Origin of the sequence: Lactobacillus sp. B4007, assembly GCF_026535895.1 — a bacterium.
Taxonomy (GTDB): Bacteria; Bacillota; Bacilli; order Lactobacillales; family Lactobacillaceae; genus Lactobacillus; species Lactobacillus panisapium.
The window spans coordinates 461,108-478,946 of record NZ_JAFNPA010000001.1 but is presented as its reverse complement, the minus strand read 5'-3'; the positions used below and the strand labels follow the sequence as shown (position 1 = coordinate 478,946).

The 17,839-nt window shown below is 34.2% G+C and carries 10 protein-coding genes; 4 read left to right on the top strand and 6 right to left on the bottom strand.

The genetic code is table 11. The features are described from left to right. Positions 1-17 precede the first annotated feature (17 nt). Complete coding sequence (locus tag J3U54_RS02270) at positions 18-2,360, bottom strand: hypothetical protein (protein WP_127326211.1); 2,343 nt, start codon at positions 2,358-2,360, stop codon at positions 18-20. 335 nt (positions 2,361-2,695) lie between these two features. Between J3U54_RS02270 and J3U54_RS02265 the strand changes: the two genes are divergently transcribed. The 3 genes from J3U54_RS02265 to J3U54_RS02255 all read left to right on the top strand — a co-directional run bounded on the left by J3U54_RS02265 (position 2,696) and on the right by J3U54_RS02255 (position 8,093). Next, positions 2,696-4,246 (top strand): MFS transporter, encoded by a 1,551-nt coding sequence (locus J3U54_RS02265; protein ID WP_103752526.1) that lies wholly within the window; start codon positions 2,696-2,698, stop codon positions 4,244-4,246. 75 nt (positions 4,247-4,321) lie between these two features. Continuing rightward, the gene (locus tag J3U54_RS02260) at positions 4,322-7,351 is read left to right on the top strand and encodes a glycoside hydrolase family 2 TIM barrel-domain containing protein (protein WP_103752525.1); all 3,030 of its coding nucleotides are present in this window, start codon (positions 4,322-4,324) and stop codon (positions 7,349-7,351) included. 241 nt (positions 7,352-7,592) lie between these two features. Beyond that, positions 7,593-8,093, top strand: a complete 501-nt coding sequence (locus J3U54_RS02255; protein ID WP_103752524.1) for an O-acetyl-ADP-ribose deacetylase — start codon at positions 7,593-7,595, stop codon at positions 8,091-8,093. 73 nt (positions 8,094-8,166) lie between these two features. Here J3U54_RS02255 and J3U54_RS02250 read toward each other — a convergent pair whose 3' ends face one another. From J3U54_RS02250 to J3U54_RS02230, 5 genes are all read right to left on the bottom strand, one after another. Then, on the bottom strand, positions 8,167-9,783 hold the full coding sequence (locus J3U54_RS02250) for a glycoside hydrolase family 13 protein (protein WP_267384936.1): 1,617 nt from the start codon (positions 9,781-9,783) through the stop codon (positions 8,167-8,169). Between the two features lie 90 nt (positions 9,784-9,873). Next, the gene (locus J3U54_RS02245; protein ID WP_267384935.1) at positions 9,874-10,947 is read right to left on the bottom strand and encodes a P1 family peptidase; all 1,074 of its coding nucleotides are present in this window, start codon (positions 10,945-10,947) and stop codon (positions 9,874-9,876) included. 1,552 nt (positions 10,948-12,499) lie between these two features. After that, positions 12,500-13,315, bottom strand: coding sequence for a MucBP domain-containing protein (locus J3U54_RS02240; protein WP_103752522.1), 816 nt, complete (start codon positions 13,313-13,315; stop codon positions 12,500-12,502). A gap of 427 nt (positions 13,316-13,742) precedes the next feature. Beyond that, a complete protein-coding gene (locus J3U54_RS02235) occupies positions 13,743-15,209 on the bottom strand; it encodes an SLAP domain-containing protein (RefSeq protein WP_267384933.1) in 1,467 nt (488 codons plus the stop codon). 519 nt (positions 15,210-15,728) lie between these two features. Further along, a complete protein-coding gene (locus tag J3U54_RS02230) occupies positions 15,729-16,715 on the bottom strand; it encodes a class A sortase (RefSeq protein WP_267384931.1) in 987 nt (328 codons plus the stop codon). Between the two features lie 226 nt (positions 16,716-16,941). Here J3U54_RS02230 and J3U54_RS02225 point away from each other — a divergent pair, with 226 nt between their 5' ends. Then, a complete protein-coding gene (locus J3U54_RS02225) occupies positions 16,942-17,835 on the top strand; it encodes a PRD domain-containing protein (protein WP_103752520.1) in 894 nt (297 codons plus the stop codon). Positions 17,836-17,839: the final 4 nt, after the last annotated feature.

Here is a 17,839-nt window from a genome sequence, read left to right as displayed (position 1 = left end):
CGTTATTTACTAAAATTTTAATTTGTTAAATCATCAATTTTTAAATAGTTGGCAGTATTAGCCGATACTTCTTTATTATTAATAGTTAATTTTTCAGGTCTTACTTTGAAGTTTCGTCCGTCAGCTACTACTTCTCTTTTTACATCATCTATTTTAAAGCGTTGGAGTAAATTAGTACGAGAGGGTAACTTACCATTTACTGTAAAACAGGTAATAAAAATAAAGTGATTAGTACCGTTACTGATAAATTCACGGTTCGTTTCGGGACCAAACTTAGTTTTTACAATTGAATTTGAAAAATGAATAAAGCAAGCAGCATTACCTTTACGAAAGGCTAACCAATTTTTACCACTTAATTCTTCATCAAACTCCCAGAATGGATAATACATATGAATAAAGGGTAAGTCATCTTTAGTTAAATTATATGTCATAAACATATAATTTTTATACTGATTAATTTGAGGTTCTCTATTATTACCTGCCCAGTAACTCGGCTTATGATCACCGCTATACTTACGCTCACCTGGATTAGTAATCCATACATTAGTAATCATATCTTTCAAAGTAATATTCATATTATGTTGCTGGACTCCATGCTGACCAACTTGGTAGTTAATTACACTGGCCATTGCGTATTTAGGGGCTTTATAGATATATGAATGAGCCTGATTAATCCCTTGAAGATATTCAAATTTATATGGTTCAGTCGGTATAAAGTATTTTTTGAGCTTACTTTGCGGTACATAATCAGAGAGTGAAAATATGGCAACATCCCTTAAGGCATCATTAAAACAGCCAATATTAAACGCCACTTTAGATAAACTTGCAATTTCACTTAAAGAGATATTTTTCAAATTATGTTCATAAACGCGCCCATAAGTTGAAGCATAATTTTTACCAAATGAATTAATAGCAATAATTTGAAAACAAAAATCTAGTCCTTTTTTCGCTAGATTCCTAATACTTTCATCTGGTGCTGCATTGTATAAACTAAATAGACCAATTAAATCAATTGGCATGTAAGTTAATGAATTCCATTCAGCTAGACCATACTTAAAAAACTCATCAAACCAGTCTTCAATTTGCTTTTTACCCAGTTCATATTGTTCTCTGCCTTTATGACCACTTACAGCAAATAGTTCATTAGGATAAAGATGACCAGCAAAGTAACGTGCAATATGAAATAAAAATGCGTGATTCTCACTGAAATACCACATAACATCATTACCCGGCTCATCTATCCAATATCTAAATTTTAGTGAAGTTTCTTTAAGCGTCTGCTTGATTTCTAGGGGCATCTTGTCCGGATATTTAATCATAAAGCTTAACAAAGGTGCCAAAATAAAGTCTGAACAATCCCCATGGTTATTAACTAAATTAAGAGCACTTTCTAATTCAAAAGGCAGCTTGTGTCCTTTTTTATAAGTAAGAGGCTTATTCAGATACATCTTTGCCATAGCAACATTAATATCATCAAGATTTTGCTGAGCATAATATTCTAAAGCCTGTTTTTTGCGCTCTGCCAATGTTTTTCCAGTAATTACATTTTCATAATTTTTAGTATTATAAATTGTTAGCGTAATAATTCTTGTAACCCATGAATCGTCTGGCAATTTTACCCCAAATTCAACATTGGTTAAAGAAGCAAATTGGAAATCATATGTATTGCCCATTACATATTCATGAGCACCTGTGTTAATTGTTATTTTGCGCTCATCCTGTTTAAATTCGGTAATATTTCCGTTCTGCATATCACTATATGGATCATCGGTAGGTGGATTAAATCTAATTCTTAAAACAGTATCTATTGTTGAATCTGCAAAAAACTTTATGTCACCTTGAGCATAATAATCTTTCAGGAAATGAATGGAAGCCAATAAATGTTGCGCATTGTCAAGAGCAGAAACATCTTTAACTGGAATGTGGCCATAGAGCTTTTTAGTGCTTAAATTGACCATAGAAAAGATAAAATCGGCGTCTCTTTCTGCTAAGTCATCAAAATAAACAACTATTTCATTAGTACCTTTTGCTAAAAACAATTCGCAATTTTTAGCCTTAGTTGTATTCCGCGTATAATTTTTATAAGTTACTTCCAACTCATCATTAACCCATATCTTCATGCCACCAGGTGTTGAAATTTGGAATGGAATTTTAGCATCTTCATCCAAATCAATATAAGTTTTAGCCCAACATCTTAAGATTGTAGGCACCGGAACCTCAGTAGATAAAGTAATAAAATCATCTTCAAATCCAGAATACACTTTGGTATATTTAATATTCTTATCTAAATCTTGATGATCAATTACTTTATGAGTTAAAAAATAAGCTCTTCCCGGATACTCATTATCAATGCCGTTCATCTCATACTCATATGGACTAGGACGAAGTCCACTACGAAATTTTCGTGGTGGAACTGTAGTCTGTCGTTCGTAGGTAATTGGTGAAAGCAAAAAATTAGTTAAAGATTCATTTTGTGAAGCAGTAAATTTCTTAGAATCCATTTAAATATTTCTCCTAACTTTTTATTTTTTGTGACCGCTTCCATGTTTTTAATTTAGCATAGTAATTTAACTAAAACAACTTTTAAAAAAAACTGGTTTTTTTGATGAAATATGTATACAATTTTCATTGGAACCGCTTTCTAGAGGATAAAAGGATTAGATTTAATTTATACTTAGGGGGGTAATAATTTAAAATGAATAAACTTTCAAAAAGGATTTATACTAAGCGAAAAGTCACTCTCTGGACTGCTATATGTTATGGTTTAACTGATTTCAGTAGTGGTGGGGCGCAAGCTGTGCAATCAGCGTGGATGCTCTACTTCTTTACATCATTTTGTAATTTGTCGGCTACACAAGGTACTTCAATTATTGCTATCGGCAGTTGGGTAACTGCAGTTTTTGGTTTGGTTGCTGGTGGTATTACCGACAACTTTTACCATACTAAACTAGGAAAAATATTTGGTAGGCGTCATTTCTTTTTAATTTTTGGTTCCCCATTAATTCTTTCCTACATTTGTCTGTGGTTTGGTGGTTTAAACTACTGGTACTACTTCTTTGTTTATTTAGCATTTTTGCTAATTCAGCAGATGATTACGGTGCCGTATTCAACATTACCTAACGAAATGACTACTGATTTTAATGAACGTACGCTACTTTCTACTACTAGGTTAGTATTTGCTGCGTTTTCTAACTTTTTTGCCAATTTTATTCCAGCACAACTTTTTAAGGTGTTCGGACAACACAGTGCTATGGCGCTAACGCTTAATGCCGTGTTCTTTGGTATAGTATATTTACTTGGTCTTTGGCTGACAGCCTTTAATACTTGGGAAATGCCTGTTGACCAAGTTGAAAATGTTGCTGACAAAGAAGCGAAAGAAAATAACCAAAAAAAGAACCAAAAAGTTCACGGTTCTTTCTGGAAAATATTGGGAAGACAGTTATTGGATTATCTTCGCGTATTCCGGGTAAAATCATATACACAACAAATTTTAATTTATCTACTGTCATTTACCGGCTTTGATGTTATGAGTATGGTATGGACATATTATGTTATTTTTTGTCTACATGGCACTGCTTCTACTGCTGGGTATATCATGTCATTCGCTGGTTTCGGCTTTATTGGTACTTTAATTGGTGGCTGGGCAGTTGTTAAATTTGGACCTAGAAAAATTTATGGTGTAACTTTAACAATTGATTTGGCTACATTTATTATTCTTTATGCTCTAGGCAAATTGCAACCCAAGAACACATTTGTATTATTATTTATTATCATGATGCTCTTTATAATTTCGAGGGCTATTGACTGGTTCCTGCCATGGAACATGTACCCATTTATGCCAGACTTGGGCGAACTTCTCACTGGCGAAAATAAAGCTGGTACTTTCCAAGCAGTTGTCAGTTTTGTCCGTGGTTTAACTTCTGGACTATCTGGCATTTTCGTTGGTATGTATCTTGATAACAATGGCTTTGTAAAAAATGCACCGACTCAACCAATTGCAACCCAAAATGCAATTTTAAATGTTATTTTATTTGGCTCTGGTATATTGATTTTCTTAGCACTACTCATTTCATTAGGTTATAAATTAAACAAGAAGAATCATACAATAATAATTAATGAAATTGCCAGACTTCGTGCCGGCGGCTCTAAAGCTGATGCTACTGATGAAGTAAGACGTACCACAAAAGAAATTATCGGCGTTGATTACGATAATGTATGGCCAGAAGCTAAAAACTCAAATAACTAGATTTAATTGCTTAAGAGATCGGAAAAATATTTCCGTCTCTTATTTTTTATAGAATAAAGAAAGTGTTATAAAGTAATGGTAAAAATTAAGAATCCTGTACTAAATTGGTTAAGTGATCCGGAAGTTTTTCAAGTTAATCGTATACCGGCACATGCGGATTTTGATTTTTATCAAAATCAAGTAGAATTTAAGAATAAAAAAACCAGTTTAAAGCAAAGTTTAAACGGTATGTGGAAAGTGCATGTTGCTCAAAATCTGTCTACTGCACCATTAAATTTTTACAAAAATGATTTTAATGATAATAGTTTTTCATACGTTAAAGTCCCCGGCCAATTAGAATTACAAGGATTTAATTGCCCTAAATATGTTAATACGCAATATCCGTGGGATGGACATGAACAGTTGATGCCTCCCGCTATTCCGCAAAAATTTAATCCAGTAGCAAGTTATGTTAAGAGGTTTAAAGTTAATGATAATTTTAAAAACAAAAAAGTTTTTCTTTCTTTTCAAGGCGTACAAACGGCTTTTTATGTTTGGTTAAATGGTTGTTTTATAGGATATAGTGAAGATTCATTTACTCCTAGTGAATTTGATATCAGTGATTATTTACTACCTGGTATCAATCGTTTGGCAGTGGAAGTATTCAAATACTCCAGTGCCAGTTGGCTGGAAGATCAAGATATGATTAGATTGTCTGGGATATTCCGTGATGTCTATCTTTATGCTGTACCCTCTATTTATATCAAAGACCTGCATTATCAGCCTGTTCTTAACACCGACTTTTCAGAAGGAAAAGTTAGCATTACTGCTGAAGTGGAAAATAAGAATGATCAAACCAAGTTTTGCTTTGAATTATTCGATCCATGCAATAACAAAGTGTTAGAGCGAACTTTACCTTATAAAGAATTATCCCAGGCAGTATTTAAGATAACTCAACCTAAGTTGTGGAGTGCAGAAGAACCTAATTTATACAAAGCTGTTCTTAGTATTATTAATCAAAAAAATCTTATTGAAATCACGTCTACTCAAATTGGCTTTAGAAAATTCGAAAAAAAGAACGGCATTATGTTGCTAAACGGAAAAAGAATTGTCTTTAAGGGCATTGACCGTCACGAGTTTGATTATCGTTTTGGACACAGTGTCACTAAAGAAGATATGATATTCGACATAAAATTTATGAAACGGTATAACATTAATGCCGTAAGAACATCTCACTATCCCAATCATCCTTTGTGGTATAAGCTTTGTGATCAATATGGTATCTATATGATTGATGAAGTTAACTTAGAAACTCATGGATGCTGGTTACAAATTGATTCTTTAGGAAAATCTTGGAATATTCCTGGTGATCATCCTGAATGGCTCCCCGCTATTATTGACCGTGACAATTCTATTTTTCAAAGAGACAAAAATCATCCAGCAATCTTAATTTGGTCTTTAGGAAATGAATCATATACCGGCGAAGATTTAGTCGCAAGTGCCAATTGGTTTCATCAACATGACCAATCAAGATTAGTTCATTATGAAGGATTCTTTAGGGGTGGTGCAAATCAGGAATATTCTGACATGGATACACATATGTACTGGAAACCTCAAGATATTATTAATCAATTGGAAAAACACACCGACAGGCCTTTTATTCAATGCGAATATATGCATTCAATGGGTAATTCAACTGGCGGCATGAAATTAGATACTGACCTTGAGGACATGTATCCTAACTATCAAGGGGCATTTATTTGGGACTTTATTGATCAAGGCCTTTTAGCAAACGACCCACGCGGACATAAATGTATTTCGTATGGCGGTGATTGGACAGATCGACCAAGTGACTATGAATTTTGTGGTGACGGTATTCTGTTATCTGATCGTACTCCTTCTCCTAAAGCAGTTGAAGTTAAGCAAGACTATTCTAATATTAAAATAAAAATTGATCAGGAAGGTTTTGCCATTGAAAATAAAAATTTGTTTGTTAACACTTCTAATTTAGTTTTTACTGCTAAAATGTTAAAAGATGGCAAGCTTTTGAAGCACCAAGACTTTAACCTAGTTGTTAAACCTGGTAAAAGCTTTCATCAATCTTTGGATTGGTCAACCGATACAAAGTCAGGGGAGTATGTTGCAGAAGTTTCGGCTAAACTTAAAAATAATACTCTATGGGCTCAGAAAAATTATGAAATCTGCTTTGCCCAAAAGCTAATCAAGCACATTGACAAATCAATAGTTCAAAAAGATAAAATTAACGTTGTTATTGGCAGTACCAACATTGGTGTCAGTGGGGAACACTTTAGCCTAGAACTATCAAAGGCCAAAGGCGGCTTAAGTTCATATAAATACGACGGACAAGAATATATTTCCGAAATTCCTAAGTCTAGCTATTGGCGTGCATTAACCAATAATGACGATGGTTACAATGGCGGCTTTAAGCTTGGTATGTGGTTAATTGCTGGTAAATATCAAAAATTAATTGATAGTAATATTTCTCAAACTGAGACAACAGTTACGATGAGTTTTAAGTATCAATTAGCTCTGCCCGAAAAAGTGTATAACATTATCACCTACACGATAACTCAAGATGGAGCTGTAACAATTACTCTTTCTTATCCAGGACATAAACATTTACCTAATATTCCTGCTATCGGGATGGATTTTAAGTTGCCATTACAATTTAACAACTATGAGTTTTACGGTTTAGGACTAGACGAGAATTATAGTGATCGTAATAACGGTGTTAAACTCGGAATTTTTAAAGGTAGTGCTCAAGACAATTTCACTCCATATTTAGTACCACAAGAGGCAGGAAATCATGGTGAAACACGTTGGCTCACAGTAACTGACAACAATGGACAAGGGTTAAAATTTACTGCACTCAATAAGTCGTTTGAGCAAAGTGTTCTTCCTTATAGTGAATATGAAATTCAAAACGCTCATCATTATTATGAATTACCCAGTCCTTACTGCACCAGAGTACGAATTTTGGCCAAACAAATGGGTGTTGGCGGAGATGATTCTTGGGGTGCACCAGTTCATTCACAATACCAAATTAACGCAAATAAACCAATTAAACTATTATTTAAGTTCCAAGGTTTTAATGAAAGCCATTAAACATTTAGGCTTTTGATAAGAAACTAGTAATTAGATAACTATATTTGATAGCTCTTTAAATAAAAACAAAAAACATATTGTCAAATTAAACTAATATCAACAATTAAAAAGAAGATAAAATAATTTTTCAATGTGTAGACTTCTTCTTTATTAAATCAGAAAGCAAATTTTATTAACTCTTTTAGCTTACGTCCAAGATGTTTAATTGCGGTAAAATATAACTAAAAAAGAAGGTGAGCTAATGATTAAAATTATTCAGGGAGATATTACCCAATTAGCCGTAGATGCAATTGTTAATGCCGCCAATAATTCGCTTCTTGGCGGTCTTGGTGTTGATGGCGCAATTCATCAAGCAGCTGGTCCCGACTTACTTCAGGAGTGTCGCGGACTTCACGGTTGTGAGACCGGTCAAGCAAAAATTACCCAGGGCTATCGCCTGCCTGCTAAGCATGTGATTCATACAGTTGGCCCGGTTTATTCAGGTTCATCTACCGATAGCCAGCTTTTACGCGCTTGTTACCTTAATTCGCTATCTTTAGCCAAGCAGAATAACTTACACAGTATTGCCTTTCCGGCTATTTCAACTGGTGCTTACGGTTTTCCTGCAAAAGGGGCGGCTGAAATTGCATTTGCAACAGTAAAAGACTGGTTAAAGCAAAATCCTTCAGCTAAGATGGAAGTTACGATGTGTGCTTTTGACAACGCAACATTTCAGCTTTATCAAAAAGAACTAGCCAAATAAAAAAACTCGTGAATGATCATCAGTCCGCTAACTAGTAGACGGTTTTTATCAAGTTCACGAGTTTTTATTTAACTTAGTTAACAATTGCAGCAAAGGCTTCATATGGTTTTAAGGTAAGTGCCTGTAAAGTTTGCGGAGCGCAATAGTTACTGAGTAAAACCTGTTTAAGCTGATCTGGTGCAGTAAATTGCGCTTTATTTTCACTAAGATTAGCGACAATTAGCCAGCGCTGATCGCCTAATTCGCGGTAATATGCTAAAACATCAGCAGAAGTTGTTAGTGGCTTAAATGAGCCCGTAACAACAATTTCATTTTCATGGCGCAAACGAATTAGTTTTTGGTAAGTGTAAAAAATAGAATTAGGATCAGCTAAAGCGGCTTGAACATTAATTTGCTTGTAATTGGGATTAACTTTAAGCCAAGGTTTACCACTGGTAAAACCGGCTTGCAGCCGATCCGACCATTGCATTGGCCGCCGAGCGTTATCGCGACCTTTGGCATTAATTGCCTTAAGGAGCTCTTGTTTAGAATAGCCCTTTTGAAGTCGGTCATGATACATATTGATGCTTTCAAGGTCTGCAACTTCAGCGATATCTTTAACCGGATAATTGGTCATCCCAATTTCTTCACCATTATAAATATAAGGTGTGCCGCGCATTAAATGGAGGGCAATTGCGAACATCTTCGCTGATTGCACGCGGTAAGTAGTGTCGCTGCCCCAGCGCGAGATGACACGGGGAAGATCATGATTTTCCCAAAAAAGACTATTCCAAGCATGGCGGTAGTCTAGTTGCGTTTGCCATTTAAGCAAAATCTTTTTAAGAGCAGCTGGTCGATAGGGGGCAAGATCCCACTTTTCTTTGCCTAGCTGCTGGTCAACTTGCTGATTCTCAAACTGAAAGACCATTGAAAGCTCATGCCGTGCTGGATCTGAATACTTAGTAACTGTTTCTAAATCGGCGCTCCATGTTTCGCCAACGGTCATGATATCACGATTGGCTAATACTTTCTGGTTCATTTCTTGCAAGTAGGGATGCAATTTTGGTCCGTTTGCGCCAATCTTGCGATCAGGCTCTTTACCAATTAGCTCAATTACATCCATGCGAAAACCGCCAATGCCCTTATCAAGCCAAAAAGTCATCATCTCATAAATTTTTTGTCGTAATTCAGGATTTTGCCAATTTAAGTCAGGCTGCTCAGGAGCAAAAAAGTGGAGGTAGTATTGGCCAGTTGTCTGATCATATTGCCACGCAGAACCAGAGAAATTAGAAGTTAAGTCATTAGGCTCGTGCCCATTGATAGGATCACGCCAAATGTAAAAATCACGCTTAGGATTATTTTTACTTTTCCGTGCTTCGATAAACCATTGGTGTTGATCAGAGGTATGGTTAACCACGAGATCCATAATAATGCGGATATTTCTTTTTTTGGCTTCTGCAATCAGCCTGTCTAAATCCGCCATGGTCCCATATTGCGGGTCAATGGCCTGATAATCAGAAATATCATAACCGTTATCAACGCCAGGTGACTGATAAATGGGTGAGAGCCAGATGGCATCAATTCCCAATTTTTGTAAATAATCTAGGCGGTTAATAATCCCGTTTAGGTCTCCAATACCGTCACCAATGCTGTCTTGGAATGATTTAGGGTAAATTTGATAGATAACTGCATTTTTCCACCAAGGTGTCATATTTTTCCTCCCATTTGTAAGCGTTAACTTGAGATGCTAGTCAAATTATAACATGGTGCAGCTTCAGTAGATTTTGTTACCGGTATCTAATTAAATCCCTAGTTCATTGCGTAAAGCTAGCGCATCTTGATCGTTACCTAATTGAGCAAGTGCATCTTTTAAGCCTAATAGCGGTTTACCATCACGGTCTGGCGTGGTTTTGCCATGAGCTAGTGAACTTAGGATAGCTTCATTAACAATATCGACAGTAATTCTGAAGTAGCGGTCAATCTTATCATCAGTAATTGCTTGAATCGAACTTAATTCATGTTCAGGGAAATGACTAACCCGGTTTGTAGTTGAAAAGGCCAGTGTAATTTCGCCACTGCCATTACCACTAAATGAACCGCTGCGAGTAATGCCGATACTAGAACGTTTAGCGATTCTTTTTAATTGACGCGAATTAAATGGAATATCCGTTGCAATAATCGTGATAATACTACCTTTTTCTTTACTATCTTTATTATCAACAATCTTTTTGCCAATTGCCCGACCGTAAATATTTAAGTCGGTGCTGAGGCCAAAATTAGACATGACTAAAGCGCCCATTGTGAAAGTTTGGTCATCAATTTTAATTTTGCGTGAAGCAGAACCGATGCCGCCTTTAAGCTCATAGCAGCGCATTCCAGTACCAGCGCCTACGCCACCTTCAGCAAATTCAGACGAAGCAGCCGCAAAGGCCTCGTTAACGTCTTCTTCAGTAACGCCTAAATCGCGAATATGATTAATACTACTGTCATTGCATTCCATTACTATCGGATTAACACTACCCGTTGACAGGCCGATTTCTGGATTTTCAGCGAGCATTCTTTTCACTAAAGCAGTAGTGGCGGTTCCGACACTTAGAGTATTAGTTAAGACTAGCGGTGTTTCAATTGTACCCAGTTCTTCTATCTGAACTAAACCAGTGCTTTTACCAAAGCCGTTGATAACATGCGCAGCTGCCGGCATTTTTTCACGAAAAATATTATCCTGGCAAGGCTTGATGACGGTTACACCTGTTTGCAAACGATCAGTAACAATTGTTTTATGGCCAACGGTCACGCCAGCCACATCGGTAATTAGATTTCGCTGTCCGGTCGGTGCGTCACTAAGCGCAAATAAAAGTGGTTTGTTAAGTCCCATGGTATCTCCTTTAATGTATAAATTGTAATTGAAACCTTATTTTAAGCTTAAATATAAAATGCTTCAAAAGTCAAAACAGGAAGGCTAAGTTTATGAATTAAATCATTATATTTTTTAAATTTAACTATACTGGTTTGTATTCTATATTTAAACTGAGTACGTAACCTTTTAGCATGTTACTAATTTTAGTATTGGATTACATTTTCATAGTCTCCTACAATATTTTCTGGCAAACAGTAGGTTAAGTGATATCTGTGTCATATTTTTGGTACTTATTATTCAATTATCAAAAGCTATTACAGTTTTGATAATAATATTTATAAAATAGTTATACAATTCAAAGTAGCGATCCATATTAATAATGGATCGCTACTTGATTAATTAATGGGAAAAATTATCCTAATATAACAGAATGTGAAATAAATCTTTCTTCTTGCAATTAAGAAAACTCTGTAAAAAGAAAATTAAACAGTTCCATTTTCTTTTTACACCATCAAATTAATATAAAATATACTAGCTAACTCTCAGCTTTTCCCTTTCGACCAAACTGTATATCTATCAATCCTCCAAATATTGATAGATAATCTCAAGTTCAACAATTTCCAGAAAAATTGTTGTCTGTCTGTATCAGTTTCAGCAAGTTCACTGCCAATGACATTACTGCTCAATGCCATATAAATGTAAGTTACATCTTGTAGTTAATTTGTAAAAATGCCAGACTCATTAATTACTTGAAAGTTAGAATATAGCCTGCAAAGTTTTGGTTAGAGATAGCATGTTGGCACCTACTATGTCTTTTAAATCAATTAAGTGCCAATAGTGCTGATACTTTGCACATTACTATTACTAAGAATAGAGAAGACAGTTGAATACATCTGCAATGATAAATTTGCTAACTTTTAAATGGATCATGCCCTTAATATTAGTATTAAACATAAATTCCGCAGATGACTTATACTTGAAAAGTTTGTTATTCATTCCGAGTATCTTACAAATTTATCTCTCCAAAATAAACAGGAAACTTTCACCACATAAAGCAACTTTATGGTAAATTTATTCTAGCATTTTAATTAATGAAAGTATAGTATTAATTACCATAAAATTATAATTATTTATTTACTGTAAGTAGCTATTGTTATTAAAACCCTTAGCAATATACAACTGTAGAAGTATATACCACTTCTTATTTATCTGAAACGTTTTTTTATAAAATTAAATCATTATAAAATTTATTTATCTTATTCTGCAAGTGAAAATATGATTTACGTTATTTTTGATAACGCCTAATAAATAAGAAAATATATTTTTTATTACTTAATATTTGTGAAATATTTAACTTTATTAAAAAATATGTTATTTATTTTTTATATAAATAACATATTTTTTAGTAGCTTTAATTTAAGAATAAGCGTTTTTGTAAATTACTAAGATATTATTTAGAATATGCTATAATTTTGTTAAAGTATTTCTATTTGAAATAAAATAGGATAAAAAAGCGCATATTCATTATGTTCTTGAATATACGCGCTAAAAATATTATTTAATAGTTTTATTATAATTTCTTGTAGATATACCAACTTCCAGCAAGACTTCCGATTATTGCAATAGAACCTAATCCAATTACTACTGCATTGAAGCAAGCGTTAATGCCTGTCCGTGGTAATTCTTTTGAGAACTTGTGTTGAGTAAAAAGTTTTCGATTTACTCTAATAGTTTGTTTTAAATTATTTGCTTTAATTTTAGTCCTGATTCCACTTGATACTTGATTTTTTTTATGGACTTTTTTATGAGATAGATTTTTAGTAAAAGTATCGTTAACTTCTACTCCTGCTCCTTTTTCATCAATTCCGATCCCAATTACATCATTTCCATCTCCGGGAAAATGTTTTGCTTGTTCAGCAGCTTCGGCAGGGCTTATTTTATGATAAATATAAGTAATGCTTTGCGTATTATTGTTAAAAGTACCTGATGTATTTTTAGAATAGTAATCTAAAACATAATCAGTAAACTCTTTCGGTGAAGTAGAGTACTTTTCTCCTATATAACCATTAATAACTTCATCTGGAGCAATCGCAATACCTTCTTCATTAACATAGTGAATTATTATTTTACTATTTTGAATAGTTTGATCAAATACTTTCTGAATTTGCAATGAGTCAGTATTAAAAATAGTTTTTCTTGGAGAATATACACTGGTAGTATTGTTTGAAGATTGTCTGGTCATATCCTTAGTTAACAAATTACTTGTAGTTGATAAAGTAATAGCATTAACAGTATTTATACTTGCATAATAAGCTAAGCAAGTCATTGTAATTAGACTAAACAAAATTTCTTCAGTAAAAAGCAGCTTACTGATAAATCTCTTCATTATAACCCCTCCATGTTTATAATTTTAAAAAATATATAATTATAATATAACATAAAATACTTTTATAGCTTCAATAATTTTATATATTATAACTTTTATGAGTAAATATTTAAATTTTGCTGTTAATAATTTAATAACGTATACTTTTGCTATCGCCTCAAGTTGACTTTCTTAATTTAATTGATGTATTTGCTGATATTTAAAAATGAATTATAACTTATTTAGCATTGTTGATTTTAATAATCATGTAGTTTATTTGTTATGCTACAAACTAAAGACGATTTTTTGCTAAATAACAATATGCCTGGCTTGACCTAATATAAATAGTAGTGGGTTTAAAAAGTTGGTCATAATAAAACCTCGAAGTTGTATTCACTTCGAGGTTTTTATCATATGTAACTTAAAGCGGTCTTTTGATTACTTAGTTTTAAAAGTTAGCTTTCTTAACGAATCGGTTAGTGGCAATAATGTAAAATCTCTTACCATTTATTTTGACAGTACCACCGTAGGTTACAACTTTATGATTCTTTTTGAGTACTTTACGAGTAACACGCTTGCCCTTAGCATTGTAAATATAAGCGTTGTGAGTCAGTTCCCGTTTGACACCAGTAATATTATTAGCTTTGACATAAGTTGTATCGTCTAATTGATAGTACTTCTTACCATTAATAATTTTAGTGCCGTATGTCTGAATGCTTTGACCAGCTAGATATTTACCATCTTTCCGGTTACCGTTTTGGTCATAAAGATAGGAGTTGTGCATTATGACTTTCTTAACTGCTTGTTTGTCGTGAGTAGCAGGTTTTTGTTCTTCGAGCTTTTCATTTGAGGTTGGAGGAACAGTTACGCTATTTGATGTGCTTGGTACACTTGGAGTGCTTGGTGCACTTGGAGTGTTTGGTGCCTCAGCGATACGATGATATTGAATAGAACTAGAATCCTTGCTTGTACCGTCGTATTTGGCTACTAATTGGCTTGAGGTTAATTTAGGATCATCGTTTTGATTAGCGTTTTGCCAAATAGCTGGGGTATTAAAGCCTGTATCTTGCAAATTAGCGTTTTGCGGAAGGGTTAAGCGCTGTAATTGATCTAGACCTTCTAACATATTCTTACTTTCAATAGCTTTGCCTGAATTTGAAAATTTAAAACCGCTAAGGTTCAAATCTGTTAGTGATTTGTCACCAGTGAACATGTAATCCATATTATCGACTATGCTAGTTACAAAATTATTGCTAAATGTAATGTTTGTTAAACTGGAACAGTCATTAAACATACTAATCATGTTAGTAACTTTTGCTGTATCAAATTTACTTAAATTTAAGTCAGTTAATTTTTCGCAGCCGTAGAACATGCCTCCCATATTCTCAACGTTACTAGTATTGAATGATGATAAATCTAGATTTTGAGTATCAGCTCCCTTTGCAAATGAGCCGGCAAACATGGTACTCATGTCTGTAACCTCACTGGTATCGACATTAGTAAGTCCCTCAATACTTGATAAGTAAGGCAGATTAGCAAATAAACCTGAAGCGGATCCGGTAATTTTTAAACTACCGGCAATTTTAATATGAAAAATGTTTTCCGAGCTTATTTTGGCAATGTCACCAAGTGGTGTAGGTGTATCTGAAGAAATTTCGCCTTGAGGAATAGTAAGTGTTTGTGTTTTATCATTAAAGGTAACTGTTAAACCGTTCCATTCAGCTGTTCTAACGCCTTCTTCTGGTGTAGTGCTCTCTTTTTTGGCGCTATTAGTCACTTGACTAGTAGGAGCGACTTCATCAGCCTTAACAGAGTGAGCTTGACTTGCTGTCAAACCTACTGCCGCCAATGTCATACCACAAAGTAATATTCTTTCTCCTTTTTGGTAAATGTTATTTTTAATATGATGATTCATAATATCCTCCTTTGTTGTCTCTAATATCTTTATTGTATTCGGATACATTAATTAAAACCAATAAATCTAATAATAAATTCAAAATAATACTATAAGCTAATAATTTTATTAGCAAAAAAATCCAATCTAATTTCAAAATAATTTATAACTTGCGAATCGATAGCTACATACTGATGGTTAAATATAAGATCTTTAGAATTAGTATACATAAAGCCTATTTATGTATATAAGTTATTTTTTACATATATGAACATATAGCCGCTGATATTAACTATAGTCTAACATCTAACTGCAAAAATATTTGCTAAAAATCAGGCTCTAATGGCAATATTATTTTGAAATGTTATTGTAAGTGGCAAGTGTCTATTTTCTAGAAATGTTATAACCAGACCCACAAGTTTTGAAATAAATCATAATGTCACTAATAAAAAGCAAACCTAAGCAAAAAAGCCGTAACTAGCAAAAATAGTGCCAATTACGACTTAATAATGAGCGAATCAAATTAGTGTTACGCTCTAGTTATGAGTGCCAAATTCTAACTAGACGCCAGACAATAATTAGGAAGAAGATAACGTTAAAAATAATAATGGCAGCTTTAATCAAAGTCATGTTTTGGAAAAACTTAGGCTGAGCTTTCGCGCGAATTTGTTGGCTCTTTTTAATAGTATGCCGTCCCTTTTTGGTTGGTAAAGCGACCTTTTTCTGGTCTTTTTTTGTAGAAAAATTAGCAGTTAATTCAGTCGCAGATAAATTCTTGTTGGTTGCCTTAATTTTGCTGATTAAATCACCCTGCACAACTGTGCGGTGCTGCCCATACCCGTACTTCGAAGTGTTAAAGTCTGAGCATGTAATCAAGGTAATCATACTTCTATCCTTTATGTTGTTTTCGACTTCAACTTGTGTTGGTTTAATTGCAAAAGAAATTCTTTTAACTTCATAGGCATAAATGTGATGAAGATCGGTTACATAGATTAAGTCACCCCGTTTTGCCAAGTGTAAATTGTCTAATACAGCAGGGCCATATGCGCCCATATAATGTCCTGCTAGAACATAGTTATTAGCTCCGCCCATTACACGATCTGGGAGGCAAGTAACAACGCCGTATTCCAAGTTTTGGTTTTCACTGCCATATCCGGCAAACAGCGGATTGTGAATGTTAACGGCTGGAAGCGAAATTCGCCCAATAGCATAAGCCTTAATTTTCTTTGACCGTAAAATTCGCGTTGTACTAATTGACTTGGTCTTACTAGCGTCATAAGTTGTTTTCCGGTGCTTATTTTGATCTGCTTTTTTAGGTGTTAATCCTGAAGAAGCTTGCTCTGCGTTTTGCTGGACAAGGTAGGAGTCACCGAAACCAGAACCGAAGAAAATAAGTGTTACCCCTAAGTAAAAAAGTATACCTATAAATAGAACCTGGATTGTAGACCAGATTTTTTGCTTGGTGGTTAAATTTTGCTTTTTAGTTGCCATTGCTATTTGTCCTCTGATTTTGCGAAAGTTATTCAAATTACCTCTTAATTTTAATGATAAATCGGTAAAATGCCTAATTATTTGAGAAATAACTAGAAACACTGATAAAAAATCTTCAAATAACTATTGAAATCGCTTTAACACTGTTTTATAATCTTAAGAGTAAATGAGTGTGTTACTGATTCGATCAGGCATTAACCTATGAACAACAAGGCTTTAGTGTTGCTCATAGGCTTTTTTATTGAAAAGAGGAGTTTGCTGAGTGAAATTTATTAAAAATTTTAACAACAATGCTGCTTTAGTGTCGGATGAATCTGGTGTTGATTGGGTAGTAATTGGAAACGGAATTGGTTTTGGGAACAAGCCCAATGATCCAATTGATGAAACAAAAATTACTCGTCGTTTTGTTGCTGTCGAAAAGAATATCAAGATGATTGACAGTGTTAGGGATATTGATAAACGTACTTTGTCTCTGACAACTGATGTAATCAATCTTGTTTCAAAGAGACTAAGCGTTAATTTTACTGATTATCAGTACTTGGTTTTAGCTGATCACATCGATTTTATGCTTAAAAGAACCGATGAAGGCTTTGAATTAGGCCAAGGTACTGTGGGATGGGAATTAAAGAAGTTATTTCCTAAAGAATATTCAGCTGCGAAGGATGCGCTGAAGCTGCTTCAGGAAAAAACTAAGCTAACCTTTCCCAATTCAGAAGTTGTTTATCTGACCTATCACTTTATCAATGCTAGTTCTGATCAAACTAAGCTTCAAGATACAATCAAAATCACCAAGTTAATTCATGGTGTAATTGAAATCATTGAATATCAGTACGGGATGCAGCTTGATCCGGAATCATTTAATTTCAATCGGTTTATGACGCATTTACGTTCGTTCATGGTGCGGCACCTGTATGAAATTGGTGATGAAGATAGCGGCAGCGAGCTTGATAATTCATTGCTCGAATTAATGAAGGTCAAGTATAAGAAAGCATACGAGACGGTTTTAAAAATCGGCACTTATTTATCTAAACAGGCTGGTTGGAAATTGCAACCTGATGATGAGGTCTATCTGACGCTCCATGTCTGGCGGGTAACGCATAGACAAAAAGATGGTACTGATTCGGAAGCAAAGCAAATTCCAGCCGATGAAAAATAATTTG

What these genes read in the sequence shown, in the direction of transcription:
- J3U54_RS02255 (WP_103752524.1), top strand. Translation starts at nt 7,593, where the DNA reads ATGATTAAAATTATTCAGGGAGATATTACCCAATTAGCCGTAGATGCA.
- J3U54_RS02235 (WP_267384933.1), bottom strand. Translation starts at nt 15,209, where the DNA reads ATGAATCATCATATTAAAAATAACATTTACCAAAAAGGAGAAAGAATA.
- J3U54_RS02265 (WP_103752526.1), top strand. Translation starts at nt 2,696, where the DNA reads ATGAATAAACTTTCAAAAAGGATTTATACTAAGCGAAAAGTCACTCTC.
- J3U54_RS02260 (WP_103752525.1), top strand. Translation starts at nt 4,322, where the DNA reads ATGGTAAAAATTAAGAATCCTGTACTAAATTGGTTAAGTGATCCGGAA.
- J3U54_RS02270 (WP_127326211.1), bottom strand. Translation starts at nt 2,360, where the DNA reads ATGAACGGCATTGATAATGAGTATCCGGGAAGAGCTTATTTTTTAACT.
- J3U54_RS02250 (WP_267384936.1), bottom strand. Translation starts at nt 9,783, where the DNA reads ATGACACCTTGGTGGAAAAATGCAGTTATCTATCAAATTTACCCTAAA.
- J3U54_RS02240 (WP_103752522.1), bottom strand. Translation starts at nt 13,315, where the DNA reads ATGAAGAGATTTATCAGTAAGCTGCTTTTTACTGAAGAAATTTTGTTT.
- J3U54_RS02245 (WP_267384935.1), bottom strand. Translation starts at nt 10,947, where the DNA reads ATGGGACTTAACAAACCACTTTTATTTGCGCTTAGTGACGCACCGACC.